The 14,894-nt window shown below is 54.8% G+C and carries 10 protein-coding genes; 8 read left to right on the top strand and 2 right to left on the bottom strand.

The features are described from left to right. Positions 1-418: 418 nt before the first annotated feature. Both GSUB_RS19890 and GSUB_RS11350 read right to left on the bottom strand, forming a co-directional pair. Entirely contained in the window at positions 419-1,210 is a 792-nt protein-coding gene (locus tag GSUB_RS19890) for a lytic transglycosylase domain-containing protein (RefSeq protein WP_084211979.1), read from the bottom strand. Positions 1,211-1,476: 266 nt separating this feature from the next. Continuing rightward, positions 1,477-2,118 (bottom strand): HAD family hydrolase, encoded by a 642-nt coding sequence (locus tag GSUB_RS11350; protein WP_040200882.1) that lies wholly within the window; start codon positions 2,116-2,118, stop codon positions 1,477-1,479. A 316-nt stretch (positions 2,119-2,434) separates the two neighbouring features. On the opposite strand from GSUB_RS11350, the gene GSUB_RS11340 reads away from it, so the two are divergent. The 8 genes from GSUB_RS11340 to GSUB_RS11305 all read left to right on the top strand — a co-directional run bounded on the left by GSUB_RS11340 (position 2,435) and on the right by GSUB_RS11305 (position 14,731). Further along, positions 2,435-4,324, top strand: a complete 1,890-nt coding sequence (locus GSUB_RS11340; protein WP_158414077.1) for an EAL domain-containing protein — start codon at positions 2,435-2,437, stop codon at positions 4,322-4,324. Between the two features lie 59 nt (positions 4,325-4,383). Further along, complete coding sequence (locus GSUB_RS11335) at positions 4,384-5,361, top strand: helix-turn-helix transcriptional regulator (RefSeq protein ID WP_052464870.1); 978 nt, start codon at positions 4,384-4,386, stop codon at positions 5,359-5,361. A gap of 65 nt (positions 5,362-5,426) precedes the next feature. Then, a complete protein-coding gene (locus GSUB_RS18090; protein ID WP_144402003.1) occupies positions 5,427-6,938 on the top strand; it encodes an ATP-binding protein in 1,512 nt (503 codons plus the stop codon). A 63-nt stretch (positions 6,939-7,001) separates the two neighbouring features. Beyond that, positions 7,002-7,970 (top strand): polyprenyl synthetase family protein, encoded by a 969-nt coding sequence (locus tag GSUB_RS11325; RefSeq protein ID WP_040200880.1) that lies wholly within the window; start codon positions 7,002-7,004, stop codon positions 7,968-7,970. Positions 7,971-8,195: 225 nt separating this feature from the next. Then, complete coding sequence (locus tag GSUB_RS11320; protein WP_052464868.1) at positions 8,196-8,462, top strand: hypothetical protein; 267 nt, start codon at positions 8,196-8,198, stop codon at positions 8,460-8,462. Positions 8,463-8,555: 93 nt separating this feature from the next. Further along, the gene (locus tag GSUB_RS11315; RefSeq protein WP_040200879.1) at positions 8,556-11,051 is read left to right on the top strand and encodes a PAS domain-containing sensor histidine kinase; all 2,496 of its coding nucleotides are present in this window, start codon (positions 8,556-8,558) and stop codon (positions 11,049-11,051) included. 134 nt (positions 11,052-11,185) lie between these two features. Next, the gene (locus GSUB_RS11310) at positions 11,186-12,571 is read left to right on the top strand and encodes a sigma-54-dependent transcriptional regulator (RefSeq protein ID WP_040200878.1); all 1,386 of its coding nucleotides are present in this window, start codon (positions 11,186-11,188) and stop codon (positions 12,569-12,571) included. Positions 12,572-12,985: 414 nt separating this feature from the next. Then, on the top strand, positions 12,986-14,731 hold the full coding sequence (locus GSUB_RS11305; RefSeq protein WP_040200877.1) for an SLC13 family permease: 1,746 nt from the start codon (positions 12,986-12,988) through the stop codon (positions 14,729-14,731). Positions 14,732-14,894: the final 163 nt, after the last annotated feature.

Here is a 14,894-nt window from a genome sequence, read left to right as displayed (position 1 = left end):
GGAGATCGAAAAAACGCCCCGTGCCAGGGAGGAGATACACGGGGCAAAAAAACCGCATGATTTCTTAAGAAACCATGGGTTGACAACGGAGGTCTTTAATTTGTTGAAATTAAGAATAATGGTTTGATCGTGAAGTGTCAAGGCGAAAGTCGCTAAAAACTATAGATATTGTTGTTTGTGTATTCAGAGTGTTGTAGAAAAATGCGGGAAATTTAATTGGGAGGAGTGGCGAAGGATAAAAAAATGCCCCGTGAAGGAGGGGGAATCACGGGGCAAAACCCGACCGGATATGCCGATCGGGAAACATGGCGCAATACTAATTCACCGAAGCGATTTTGGCAACCAATTTTTTTTAATAACAGCTTAAAAATATTATGTTTACGCAAAAAGGGGGGGAGCAAACTGTTGTGACTGGCGATCAGGCGCGGCGATTGTTTTCAGTCACCTGGGCCAGAAAGGTTTTTACTTTGGATTGGTAATTCCGGGTTTCTGCGGGGAGACCGTCCGGATTTCGTTCGAGGTTGCCCATCCCCCAGTTATAGGCGGCCAGGGCTTTGTCCAGATCGCCCTCATAGCGGTCGAGCAGTGATTTGAGATAACGTGTGCCGCCCATAACGTTCTGTTCCGGATCAAAAGGGTTGTCGACCCCCAGTTCCCTTGCCGTGGCAGGCATCAGCTGCATCAACCCCTGTGCGCCGGCCGGGGAAACGGCCTGATGATCGAAGCTGCTTTCTGCCTGAATAACGGCCTTGATCAAATGCGGTGAGACTCCGAATTGCGCGGAGGCTTTATTGATGTACGACTCGATTTCCTCAGAGTTCGGTTTGATCTCGTGCTCTGGCAGCGACGAGAACGCGGCGGCCTTCTCCCGCGAAGCGATTACGACTGCAGGGTTGGCTGCGTGCGCGGATTTATACTCTTGAGCACGAGCACGGTAATGGTGAGCAGCTGCGGAGGGCAGATTTTCAAGATTCGGGATAAAAGGCTGGGTTGATCCGTTGGGATCGTCGGTGAAAAGTCCTGCCATCATGCGCAGCCTTGCTGTTTCAGCCAGCACCCGGGCCTGCTGGGCCGGGGTGATATCTGAGCGGCTCGCAGTTTCTTCAAAAAGTTTTTCAAAACTTTTCGTGGATTGTCCCGCACGGGTGATCTTTGAGTGATCAGGTGGTGTGAAAAACTCGGTAAATACGCTGACCGGTTTGAAAGCCATGGCAAAACCCTGGGAAAAAAGAAGTAGGCCTAAAACGCAAAAGGAGAAGTGTTGACTCTTTATCGTCGACGAAAGCCGAAAAGTTTAAAATTTTATGTAACGGCATAGCATGGGGTTACAACTCCCTTGTCAAGGGACACTTTTCGCTGTCCCTGGTCGTTTGATTGGCGCCAGACACCCTTGTTCGTGGGAGCTGCATCCCCACGAGGTGTATCGGTGTATAGAATTTTAATGCAGAATATATGCCGTGTTTAGGGAGCAGAAGGTCAAATTCGGTTTAACAGGGATGGGACATCACGCACGTCTTCAAGAACTGCAAAAGCCTTTGAAAAATCTCCATCACGGGTGAGTTCGGTGGGGATTGCAATGCAACGCAGCCCTGCGGCCACGGCCGCGGCAAGACCACGTTCACTGTCCTCGATGACAATGCATTCCTGCGGTGAGAGATCGCAGCGCAAAAGTGCAGTGAGGTAAGGCTCCGGGTGGGGTTTAGTCTGCGCGTACTGCTCGCGGGTCAGGGTAAATTCAAAAAACGGCAGAAGCCCGGTTTGCGAATGGATGGCATTAAAGTGTTCCGTCAGCGAGCTGGTCACGATTCCCATGCGGAAGTGTCCGTAGAGAACTTTCAGTGTTTCCTCGACATGCGGCAGTGCTTCGGCACCTTCCTCGAGAAGTTGGGTGTAGCGCCTGTTTCGCTGCTGTCTCATCTGTTCAAGTTCTGCAGGCTCATATCCCTGATCCCTGGCCAGATCGAAGGCGCTTTGCCCTTGCTGAAGAGAGATGCGGATAAATTCTTCTCTTGTAAGCTCAACGTTATGACGAGTCAGAACTTCACGCGTCGCCTGAAAATAAAGGGGCTCAGTGTCGACAAGAATGCCGTCGTTGTCCCAGAAAATCGCTTTGATCATGAGTCAACCTTTATGCTCATAAATACAGAATTGGGTAGATTTTCCGATGAAAGTAATGACGACATTCTAACTAAAATATTCTGTAAGGCCAAGCTCTCCTTAGTTGTGCGATATTATTTGTTTATTCCTTGTTTGATCTGGTTTATTCTATTAGGATCGTTTCTGTTTGATGCGGCAAATTTTAAGTTGAGTCTTCAACCCGGCAATGGCCTTGCCGCCTTTCAGGGCTGATTCTATGTGTTCTGGCGGCCGGAAAGCAATCGGCGAAGGAATTGCTGTTTATATGCAACAAAATTTTCCTGGTGGAAAATCGACCGTGCCTCATTCTGATGTGCAGCAGACGTTGAACCGTCAGAAAGATTGCCATCAACTCTTCGCTGAGTTGGGGCGTGATATTCTGTGGGGCGTTGAGTTGGACCGCCTTATGGAGAAGGCTGTTTCCGCGATAGCGTCCTGTCTGGACGCCGACTGTAGCCAGATCCTTGAACTTCTGCCTGAAATGCGCTGTCTGCGACCACGGGCCTGGTACGGGAAGGATGCCGTCGAAGCGCCGCGCCTGTTTCACGACGGCGGCTCAATCTGTTTCGAAGAGCATGTCCTGATGGAGGGAACGCATCCCGTCCTGATCGGTGATTTCGAAAATCAGACGCCCATAATGGCCCCCGCTTGGTTCGATTCATCTCCTGGTGTTCTGAGCGCCGCAGGCATTGCCATCCCTGGAAAGGCGAGCCCCCACGGGGTACTGGCGGTTTATTCCCGGAGCAAGGGGCACTTTGACCGGGATGATCTGGTTTTTCTCCAATCACTGGCAAACCTGCTGGCCGTCGCGGTGGCTCAACGTCATGCGGACCTGGAAATCCAGCATCTGGCCTATTTCGATGTGCTGACCGGCCTGCCCAATCGTACTCTACTGGCCGACCGGATCGAACAGGTGATTTCGCGTGCCCGCCGTGAGCAGTGTGAGGCAGGGGTGATGTTTCTCGACCTGGATCGATTCAAGTCGGTCAATGATACGCTGGGGCACTCCTGCGGCGACGAGTTGCTTAAAGTCACGGCGCGCCGCCTTGCCGATAGCGTTCGCCGCAGCGATACGGTTGCACGCCTCGGCGGGGATGAATTTGTAGTCGTTCTGTCGGATTTCGACCAGGAGGACGGTCTGGCAGGTGTTGCGCACAAGATCCTGGAAAATCTGGCTCGTCCGGTGATGCTCGGGGATCATGAGATTACGACCACCGTCAGCATCGGCATCGCTGTGTTCCCCGGCGATGGAGACACCAGCCAGACCCTGCTGCGGCATGCAGACATCGCCATGTACCAGGCCAAGGAACGGGGCAAAAATACCTACCAGTTTTTTTCTCACGAAATGAACGCACGCGTTCAGGAACGCCTCACTCTCGAAACGAGTCTGCGCTACGCGCTGGAACGTGACGAACTTTTTCTGCTTTTTCAGCCCCAGCTCGACCTTGTCAGCGGTCGGCTGGTCGGCATGGAGGCGCTGCTGCGATGGAACCATCCCGGCCTGGGGCTTTTGACCCCTGAGAAGTTCATCCCCGTAGCAGAGGAGACCGGCCTTATCCTCCAAATCGGAGAATGGGTTCTCGATGCGGCCTGTCGGCAGGTGAACATCTGGAAGGATATGGGATACTCCGCTCTGCGGTTGGCGGTCAACATTTCGGGACGTCAGTTCAATCACCCCTGTTTTATCGATATGGTCGATCACATTCTGGAGAGTACCGGTTTTGATCCTGCCCAGCTTGAACTGGAATTGACCGAAAGTACCATCATGGAAAATGCCGAAGTCACAATCATGACGCTCACGGATATCAAGGTACGTGGCCTCAACCTGGCCATCGATGATTTCGGAACCGGTTATTCGTCGCTGAGCTATCTGAAGCACTTTCCCTTCGACCGCCTTAAAATTGCCCAGTCCTTTGTCCGTGATGTGACGGCCGACCCGGATAACGCGGCGATTGTCGATGCGGTTATCGCGGTGGCTCATAGCCTCAACATCAAGGTGATCGCCGAAGGAGTCGAAACACGCCAGCAGCTCGAGTTTCTACGTGCGCGTCATTGCGATGAATTACAGGGATACTATTTTGGGCGCCCCCTGGCCCCCGAAAAATTTCAGGAGCTGCTCGAAGCCGGCTTCTCGCTCAAGGATATCTGTCCATTTGATGCCCAGGGGCAGGGAGCCGAACCTGTTTGATGTTTACGCCTTGATCTTCTTTTTGCTAGGATGACGTAATTTTGCCATCCGAGAGACCTATGACTTCTATCCTGCGGCCCACGGTAAATCTAGACAGCGATGCGATTCGTCGCATTCGTGAGGAAAAAAAGCTCACCCAGCTCTACGTGGCCAAGGTGGTCGGGGTGACCACCGATACGGTGTCACGCTGGGAGAATAACCGCTACCCTTCCATAAAACGTGAAAACGCCGTTCGCCTGGCGGAAGCCCTTGAGGTCGATGTTGAGGAAATCCTCGAAAAAAGCGAGAGGGACGCTGAAGGTGTCGACGAAGAAGCGGAGCCTGCGGAGACGTTGCCGCCGCAGGAATCAAAGGGCAGCAGGACATGGTTGCTTCTGTTGCCGGCCCTGCTTGTTGTTGCGGGTGTTATCTTTTACTGGGTGATGCAGCGTCAGGACACGCTGGTCGGCCGGTTTGAAGGGTATCGTTTCCTGCCTCCCTATGCCGCGCCCGGGGATGTGATCCCGGTTCATATCCGCTTGGAAACCGATGATACGGTCAAGGGGTATATCCTGCGAGAGAGTTTCCCGAAGGGGTGGCAGTTGGTGGAAGCGGCTCCCCCGCCCACCAGCTTGAACAATGAGGAGGGTGTCGCGCGGTGGATTGTCAAACCGGGAGATGAACGCACCCGGGTAGTCTATCGTCTCCGTGTCAGTGAAAATGTGGATAAAATCCAATCCACTGCCGATTTCTCCGGGGAAATTATCGTCAATCCCAATGGGCGCAATCTTTCGGTTTCACTCGATGGGGATGCCGTCGTCAAAGTGGACCATGTGCTGTGGGCGGACCTCAATGGTGACGGCATTGTCGATGATGGTGAGATGCTTGAGGCGTCTGATACGGTCGATGAAATGGAGGGTGTGCACATGGACTGGGATGCCCTGGAAGCGATCTGGGATGCCGGTGGCTATCGATGGGATGAAGACGAGCGGGTTTTCGTTCCGCATAAGCCGCCTGCTGCCGAAGAACCTGCCCCCCTTGAAAATTCTCAACCTTGAAAAATGCACGCTCCTCCGGCGCATGGTTTTAGCTGCTGCACTCCCGGGGGGGGGGCGGTGAGTCCGTGCAAGTGACCATAGGAAAGAAGTTCTTTTTTTTCACCGCGATCCTGCTGATTGTGGTCCTGGCCGCAACTCTGACGGTTCTGGAGCGTCAACAGGTGCGGCAGTGGGAAGATCACCTGCATGCGCGAAGCAGGTCTTTTGCGCGCCTTGCGACTCCTGAACTGCTTAAATTCTTTCGTGGGTCCTTTTCTCCGTCCCGCCGCCTGGAAGATGGCAAGCTGCGTGAAATTCTTGCCTTTAATCCCGATCTGGTTCATTTCTCTCTCTATTCGGCGGGAGGCCGCCTTCTGTACGAATCCCCTCCACTGGGTGATGAGATTCTGCCCCTGAAACCGCTCTCCGCCGCGGAAGTTGAGCGCCGTGTCGTCGGGAACCTGGAGATGACCCTGGAAAGCCTGACGCTGCCGCAAGAGGGGAAATTTGTCGATCTGGTCCATCCAGCTCTCGGTCCGACGGGTGAGCATGTTCTCTCGGTTCGTTTTCTGATCTCTTACGATGGAATAGCGGCATTGCAGCAGGCAACACGTTCGCATTTCGTCCGTATCGCCCTGGTTTCAATCCTCACCTCCCTGCTGCTTGCTGCCCTGGCTGCCCGCTGGATCAGTCGACCGCTGAGGCGTTTGATTCATGGCGCCCGCACCATTGCCCGCGGGGATTTGTCTTTTCGTTTGGCCATCTCCAACCGGGATGAACTTGGCACGCTGGCCGGCGCGTTTAACGATATGGCTGCGTCGCTCTCTGAGAAACAGCGCGAACTGGTTGCCAAAAATTTGGCCCTGGAACAATCCAATCGCGAACTGAACCGGGCCCAGGAAAGTCTGGTGCGGGCAGAGAAACTAGCAGCGGTCGGCCAGGTTGCGGCAGGTATTTCCCACGAGATCGATAACCCGGTAGGGATCATCCTGGGGCACGCCCAGTTGTTGCGCGAGGATATGACGCCGGATGATCCGCGGATTGAGGATGTGGAGACGATTATAGCCGAATCCCGGCGCTGCCGGCGTATCACAGGCAGTTTGCTCGGGTTGGCGCGCAGCGGGTCCAGTCGCATGGCGCCTGTTGATCTCAGCGCGGTTATTGGCGAGGTTGGTCGTTCTCTCGGAGTCCAGAAAACTTTTGCCGAAATTCAATGGTCATTTGACCTGCCCAGAACACCGGTCGTTGTTTGCGGCGATGAGGATCAGCTGCGGCAGGTTCTGGTCAACCTGGTTCTGAATGCGGCCCAGGCCATGGAAGGAAAAGGACTCCTTGAAATTTCCCTGCGTGAAGTTGAGCAAGGATGGACGCTGCAGGTGGACGATGACGGCCCGGGCATTGAGAATGTGAACCTGGAGCGGATTTTCGATCCTTTCTATTCCACCAAGGAACGCGGTGAAGGAACCGGGCTGGGGCTCGCAGTGTCCCGCAAATTAGTGGAGGAGCACGGGGGGCGCATTCATGCCGGTCGGCACGACGGTGGCGGGGCGCGCTTCACGATCTTTCTGCCTGCCTTCCCGGCAGGAAAAAAACTTTGACATGGCACCTTATAATTCACTAGGATGGCAGAACTTTTACGGTTCGAGGATAACTTGCCCATCATGGAAAATGCTCTAAAACTTCTCTCCGATGACCTGACGCAGGTGGAAGGTCTTTTCAAGGAATTTCTCAATTCCGACGTTTACCTGATCCGCAAGGTTGGTGACTACGTCATTGCCAGCGGCGGCAAGCGCATGCGCCCCATGCTGCTGCTTCTCAGCGCCAGGCTGGCAGAGTATGACGGTGACCAGCATGTGGGATTGGCGGCGGTCGTTGAGTTTCTTCATACCGCAACCCTCCTCCACGATGATGTGGTCGATGACGCCGTATTGCGTCGCGGCAGTGCTTCAGCCAATTCCCTGTGGGGCAATCAGGCATCGGTTCTGGTCGGAGACTTCCTGTTTGCCAAATCCTTCTCCATTATGGTGCGCGGCGGAAGCCTCGATGTGCTGCAGGTTCTTTCAGATGCAACCACCAGCATGGCTGAGGGTGAAATCATGCAGCTGGTCGGGACCTGTGACCTGGAGATGGACGAACCCCGCTATCTCGATGTGGTCCGCAGCAAAACGGCGGTGCTGATCTCCGCTGCCTGCGAAGCGGGCGGGATTCTCGGCGGTGTTGATGAGCAGAAGCGCATGGCGCTCAAGGATTTCGGCATGGACCTGGGTATCGCCTTCCAGTTCATGGATGATGCGCTCGATTATGTGGCTGAAGAGGCGGAGTTTGGCAAAGCGCGCGGGCACGACCTGCAGGAGGGTAAAATGACCCTGCCCCTGATCCACGCCCTGCGCGAATGCAACGAGCAGGAGCGCAGCAGGGTGGAGGAGATCGTTGAGCAGGATGAGCTCCCCGCCGAAGATTTGAACTATGTCTGCGATCTGATCGAACATTACGGCGGAATTGACCACACCCGGATGAGGGCACGCGAACTGGTTGAGCAGGCCAAGGGGCGTTTGCAGTGCTTTGCGGATTCTCCGGCCCGGCAGGCCCTTTTTGAATTATCCGATTATGTCGTCGCCCGGCGCAAATAACCTTTTGTAACGATTCAGCACAACCCTTTTATCGCCATATCACCCATTTTGGGAGTTTTCACCCAGGCCTGACGCTGCTGTGCGTCAGGCTTTTTTATGTGCAACCTATTGAATAAAAATAGTTTCTTTTGATTTTAATTGGAAAATCTTCCGTTGGCGCACTCATTGCTAATTGGAGAGCATTATTTTTTTTCGGTTCGACACAGCCGCATGCGGGAGGCCTCAATGGAAAATGCAACACTCATCCACAGTCAGACCCTGACCTTCAACCACAAAGACTACGAAGTTCAGATTTTTCTCCGGCCGAACGGATCTCTTCTGGCCCTGACGGAGATCGCTCCCAATGACGTCATCATTCATGACGGACGCTGTCTGGAAGAAGTCATGAAAAAGCATCTGCGTCTTCTGCCGCTGGCGCTCGATACCCGATTGATCAATGCCGGCCGGCCCCCCATGTCTCAGGATCAGGAACCGCATCGCTGCCACTCCTGAGTCTGACAAAGAGGCCCTCCTTCACGCTCTCCATATCGTTCTTTTATCCAATGCCTCTTCTATTTACGGGTGTGGTTCAGGTATAATCACGCCATGCCGCGTTTGACTCTTCATAAAAAAGTTCTGTTTGCTTTTCTGCTGCTTGCGCTGCTTCCCCTCGGATTTCTCGCCGTATATTCCGCCAATAATCTCTGGCTGGTGGAGGACTACCTGCGGCGCAGTGCGACTGAAGCTCTCGATTCTCAGGCTTCGCGCGCACTTGTGCTGCGCGCGGAGATGGTCGCAGAGTCGACTGCTGATTTTTTGAGGCGGGTCGAGGCGGATCTGTTTGACCTTGCTTTGCTTGAACCCGACGCAGAGGCGTATCTGAGTTTCTACAATCAGCACCGCCGCTCAGTCTGGTATCGGGCCGGAACCAATCAGCAGCCTGTCGAGGTTCGTGAATCCATTCCTCTTTATCGGGAGATCGCCTTCATACATCCCGATGGCCGGGAGATGCTGCGGATTGAGGAGGGCGAGGTTTCGGCTGATCTGCGCGATGTCTCCGACCCTGCCAATACAACCTACCTGACCGAAGATTACTTTCTGCAGGCCAGGCGTCTGCCCGCTGGCGGCGTCTATGTTTCGCCTGTGACGGGGTGGCATGTCGACAAGCGGGAGCAGTTGGCAGGGGAGAGGCGTCCCGAAGATGCGGTGGAAGGCAGGAAATACCGGGGGGTTGTTCGTTTTGCCGCTCCGCTGCATGCATCGGACGGCACTCTGCAGGCCGTGGTGGTTCTCTCTCTCGATCATCGCCATTTGATGGAATTTACTCAGCACATCACGCCGACGGAGGAGAAGTACGTCGTTTTCCCCTCTTATGAAAGCGGCAATTACGCCTTCATGTTCGATCATGAAGGGTGGATCATCACCCACCCGAAATTCTGGGATATTCGCGGGCTCGATTCCAGTGGGCGGTTGGTTCCGCCATACACGACCCGCTCCTCGCCCGAAGCGGTCGCGCGTGGTGCCATTCCATACAACCTTCTGCATGCGGGTTTTATCCATCCCAACTATCCCGTCGTCGCCCGGGATGTTCTGGAGGGTAACTCGGGTGTTGTCGATGTCACCAATGTCGGGGGATCCCGTAAAATCATGGCCTATGCGCCCGTGTTGTACGATGTTGAAAGTGGGGTTTCCGGCGAGGTTTGGGGAGGCGTTACTATCGGAGCTGAATTGCGGCAGTTTCATCAGCCGGCTATCGAGACCTCATCTGTCATCCAACGGGAAGTGACCCGCTTCATGCACCGCTCATGGTTGCTGGTCGGGTTTACGATGGCGGTCGTCTTCCTGGCTGCCTGGTGGCTTTCGCGCAGTATTACCGGCCCTTTGGAAAGATTGATGGATGGAACCCGCGCGATGGCCCGCGGCAACCTTAGAACCGAAGTTGCAGTTAAGGGTGATGACGAGGTGGGGCGGCTTGCCCAGGCATTCAATGCCATGGCCGGCGAATTGAACCATCGCCGTGAACGTCTGATGAAGACGTTGAAAGCATTGCGCCGTTCACGCAAGGAGATTATTCGCGAACGCAATTTCAAACAAACGGTTTTCGAAAATATCGAAACGGGCATTCTGACCCTCGATGGTCACCACCGCGTCACTTCGGTCAATGGTCCTGCACGATCTATTCTCGGTCTCGCGGCCTGCGATGAAAGTCTGGACCTCTTTAATTACCTGCAGGAGTGGCCGGAGATGCTGGAGGTCTTGCGTCCCGCCTTGGAGCAGGATGTCAGTCGGCGGTGGAGTCAGTATCTGCAGGTTGAACGAAACGGCAAGCGGATTACCCTGCGGATTGCATTTCTGCCGTTGTTGGCGCCTCGCTCGTCCGGGCGCATCCTGACGGTGGAGGATTTAACCGAGCGGGTCAACCTGCGTGAACATCTCGGGCGCATGGAGCGGTTGGCTTCCCTGGGGCGCCTCAGTGCCGGCATCGCCCACGAGATTCGCAATCCCCTGACCGGCATCAGCATCATGCTCGATGACCTGCATGACCGCCTGCTGCGTAATCCTGAAGACCAGGCACTGATTCAGCGTGCCCTGTGCGAAATGGAGCGCCTTGAAGGCCTGGTCAACGAACTGCTCACCTTTGCCACCACGGCTCAATCCTCTTTGCAGCCGGGGGATGTGGCCCCAGTGTTGCGTGATATTCTGTTTCTGGTGCAGAAGCAGTGCGAGCGCGCGAATATCATGCTGGAAGAAAATATCCAGGAGTCCTTGCCTCGCTTTGCGCTTGACGCCGCCAAGCTCAAGCAGGCTTTCCTCAACTTGTTGACCAACGCCATCGATGCCATGCCGCAAGGGGGCAGGCTCGAGGTCGCCGCCGCCCGGGTTGATGATCATGTCTGCGTGAAAATTTCGGATACCGGAGAAGGGATTGCGCCGGATCGCCTGCCGTTGATTTTTGAGCCTTTCTACACCAGCAAGGGGGAGGGCACCGGGCTTGGACTCTCGATTACTCACAATATTATCTCCGATCATGGCGGCCGTATTGAGGTCAACAGCCAGCCGGGAGGAGGCACTGAGTTCGTTCTCTGGTTCCCGTTGGGGTGATGTGGCGAAAATCCACCATTTTTCTGTTGCCAATACCTTCCAGAATCAATAGCATCAGTGTTATTCATATTTTACGTTGTTTTCTGCTGAGAACTGCCCCGAAAAGGCAGGGCAGCTGAGAAGGATAAATGCCCATGGAAAAAATCCTGATTGTCGATGATGAAGCGTTTATCCGCGAGAACCTGGAACGTATTCTTGCAGATGATGGTTACCGCCCTTTTTCCACGGACAGCAGCGAGGAAGCGGTGCGCCGGGTGAGTGAAGAGGAGATCGACCTGGTGCTGCTCGATCTCAATCTCGGTCACCGCAGCGGCCTGGATGTCCTGCGGGAACTGCGGGAGGTTGATCCGGAGGTTCTGGTCATCATCATCACCGGCTATGGGACGGTAGAGAGTGCCGTCGAGGCGCTGAAGCTTGGAGCCTACGACTACATTAAAAAACCGTTCAAGGCCGACGCCATTCATCTGATCGTCAAGCTGGCATTGGAAACCCAGAATCTGCGTCGCGAGGTGCGGCATCTCAAGCGTGAGGGCAGTGCTCAATTCGGCGAGACCGACATGATCGGCTCCAGCCCCCAGTTGCTGCAGGTTTTTCACCAGATCCAGGAGGTGGCAAAACATGAACACGCCACCGTGCTGATTACCGGGGAAAGCGGCACCGGCAAGGAGCTTGTCGCTCGCGCCATCCACCAGTTGTCGTCCCGCAAGGAGCGTCCCTTTGTCGAAATCAATTGCGGATCTCTACCCTTCAACTTGCTGGAAACAGAGCTTTTCGGTCATGAGCGCGGCGCTTTTACCGATGCCAAGAACCGAAAGATCGGTTTGATCGAGGAATCCAACGGAGGCACGGTTTTCCTCGATGAGATCGGCGAGATGGGCCTCAACCTGCAGGTCAAGCTTTTGCGCGTGCTTGAAGATCGCAAGATCCGCCGCCTCGGTGGGGTGCGCAACATCGATATCGATGTACGTGTCATTGCCGCAACCAACCGCGATCTGAAGCAGGCGATCGACGACCGTGAATTTCGCGAAGACCTTTACTATCGACTCAATGTGTTCCCGATCCATATGCCGCCCTTAAGAGAGCGAAGGGAGGATATCCCTCAGTTGCTCGACCACTTCTTTAAACGCTTCAGCCGGGAGTTCAACAAGGCGATACGTGATGTTTCCCGGCCGGCCATCGATCTGCTGATGCGCTACCACTGGCCTGGCAACGTACGCGAGCTTCGTAACGTCGTTGAAAGAATCTGCATCATGCACAATGCGGAAGTGATCACTCCCGAAATGCTACCCCGCGAGATCTGGGGCGGACCGCCCCGCCGTGAAGTGCCTTTCTCCTTTGAGATCCCACCGGAAGGGATCGTGGTCGAGGAGATCATCAACCAGGTCGAAAAAGATTTGATTTCCAAGGCGCTTGCGATCACAGGCGGCAATGTGGCCAAAACGTCGCGCCTGCTTAACCTTCCGCGGGGAACCCTGAGATACAAGCTGGAAAAATACCAGTTGGCGGAGCAGGAAGACTGATCTTCAAGATCTGCAACAAGGGCCTGCACAACACCCCTGGCGAAAATCAGCCAGGGGTTTTTTTATGCTGTTTACAGCAATAACGGGTAGAACTTTGAGGGGAGATCAACAGAAGAGGCTGAAATCAGCCTTGCTGACAGGAAAGATGTCGTGACTTATGTTCAAGAATTTTATAACGATATTTTAGAAAATAATCTTTTTGTGATCCTTAAAGTAGTATGAAAACAGGGTTTTACCGGATATGGCATGTGGCCTTTGATATATCGCGGAGTTTTTGGCACCTGCATTGCTAAAAATCAAAACCGGTCTTTTTGTCGCCTGGTGTTCCGTGTTGTTTTTTGACAGGACAGCCCCACGGGGCACAAGAATTCAGGTGCTGCATTTTTATCAATTTGCTTGGAAGGAGAAGGAAAGATGCTTTCAACCATGTGGGATCGCCTCTGGCGTATGCACGACGAAACCAAGGCCCTCTGCCTGGTGCGGCCTCAGGCGCTTTTGCGGCGTTTCAAAGAGGATCACCTGGCATTCAGCAATGGTCGTCGGGAGAGCGACGTCGATCTGGCCGATGAAATTGAAGAAGCCCCGGCGGAGCATGTCGGGCGGTTGAAGTCCGGACCCGGCGGGGTCGAAGAAGGTGATCCCAGCGAATACACTCGGCGCCAGCTTTTCGGTCTTATCTTGGGGCCGGTTCTTTTTGTGCTGATGCTGCTGCTGCCTACGCCGACTGAAATGGAGCCTGCCGCTCAGAAAATGGCCGCTGTGGCGCTGCTGATGGCCGCCTGGTGGATGTGCGAGTCGATTCCGATTCCAGCTACGAGTCTTCTGCCCATCGCGCTGTTTCCCCTGCTAGGTATCATGCATACCAAGCAGGCGACCGCGCCCTATGCCAGCCATCTGATCTTTTTGTTCATGGGTGGCTTTATCATTGCGCTGTCCATGCAGCGCTGGGATCTGCACCGTCGCATCGCCATGAACATCGTTAAAACGGTCGGATTCTCCCCAGCACGCCTGATTTTCGGGTTTATGGTGGCGACTGCGGCCCTCTCGGCCTTTGTCTCCAACACCGCCACCACCGTTATGATGATGCCCATCGGTCTGGCGATCATCGCTCACGTGGTCGAAGAGGGGAAGAGAGAAGGGCTGGACAAGGAAATCGATTTCTCCCCGGATAAATTTTCTTTCGGCCTCAACCTGATGCTGGGGATCGCGTATGCGGCCTCAATCGGTGGCATCGCCACCCTGATCGGCACCCCGCCCAATACGGTTCTTGCCGGCTACCTGCAGAAAACCTACGGTTTTGAAATCAGTTTTGCCGACTGGCTGAAAGTTGGTGTGCCGCTGGTACTGTTCATGCTGCCTGTGTGCTGGCTGTGGTTGACGCGGGTGGCCAACCCGATGAAACTCAAAAAAGTGCCCGGCGGTCGCGATCTGATCAACGCTGAGCTGAAAAAAATGGGGGCAATGAATACCGGCGAGCGCTGGACTGCTTTGGTGTTCGGTCTGACCGCTTTGTCCTGGATTTTCCGCAAACAACTCGGGTTTCTGTTTCCGGATCCCGCTCTGGTGACCGACGCGGCCATTGCCATGACCGGTGCCTGTCTTCTGTTCCTGATTCCGATCAACATGAAGAAAAACGAGTTTGTCATGAACTGGCACTGGGCGGTCAAGATGCCCTGGGGCGTGCTGATTCTGTTCGGCGGCGGCCTGGCTTTGGCGGCTGGCTTCAAGGAAACGGGGCTTGCGACCTGGATCGGAACCCGTGTCGGTTTGCTGGAAAACGCACCCATCATCGTGCTGGTGCTGGCGGTCGCTGCGCTGATTATCTTCCTGACTGAGATGACCTCCAATACGGCAACTTCCGCTATGGTTATGCCGATTCTGTCGGCTGTGGCAGTGGGGCTCGGTCAGAATCCCCTGCTGCTGGTGGTTCCTGCCGCCATCGCTGCCTCCTGTGCCTTCATGCTGCCGGTGGCGACCCCTCCCAACGCCATTGTCTTCGGCTCGGGGTACGTCACGATTCCGCAGATGGCGCGCAGCGGCTTCGGGCTCAACATCATCGGCATCGTTTTTGCGGTTGCGGTGACCTACCTGCTGGTCATTCCTGTTTTCGACGTGGTGTTCGACCAGATTCCAAACTGGGCAGCGACCGTGCACGAATAACTTGATTCTTCCCCATTCCAAAAGGCCCGGTCCCCTCCCGGGCCTTATCCCCCCGCTTTCATCCCCTCCGAAAGCGGGGGATTTTTTTTATCCGGCAGGGGCGTCGGTGTGTTCCGCCTCGCATTGCTTTGATTGTTTGAGGGGTGGTAACGTTATGGGCGTG

It is taken from the genome of Geoalkalibacter subterraneus (assembly GCF_000827125.1).
GTDB lineage: Bacteria > Desulfobacterota > Desulfuromonadia > Desulfuromonadales > Geoalkalibacteraceae > Geoalkalibacter_A > Geoalkalibacter_A subterraneus.
The sequence above is the reverse complement of the archived record's forward strand: the minus strand, read 5'-3'. Positions and strand labels throughout refer to the sequence as shown.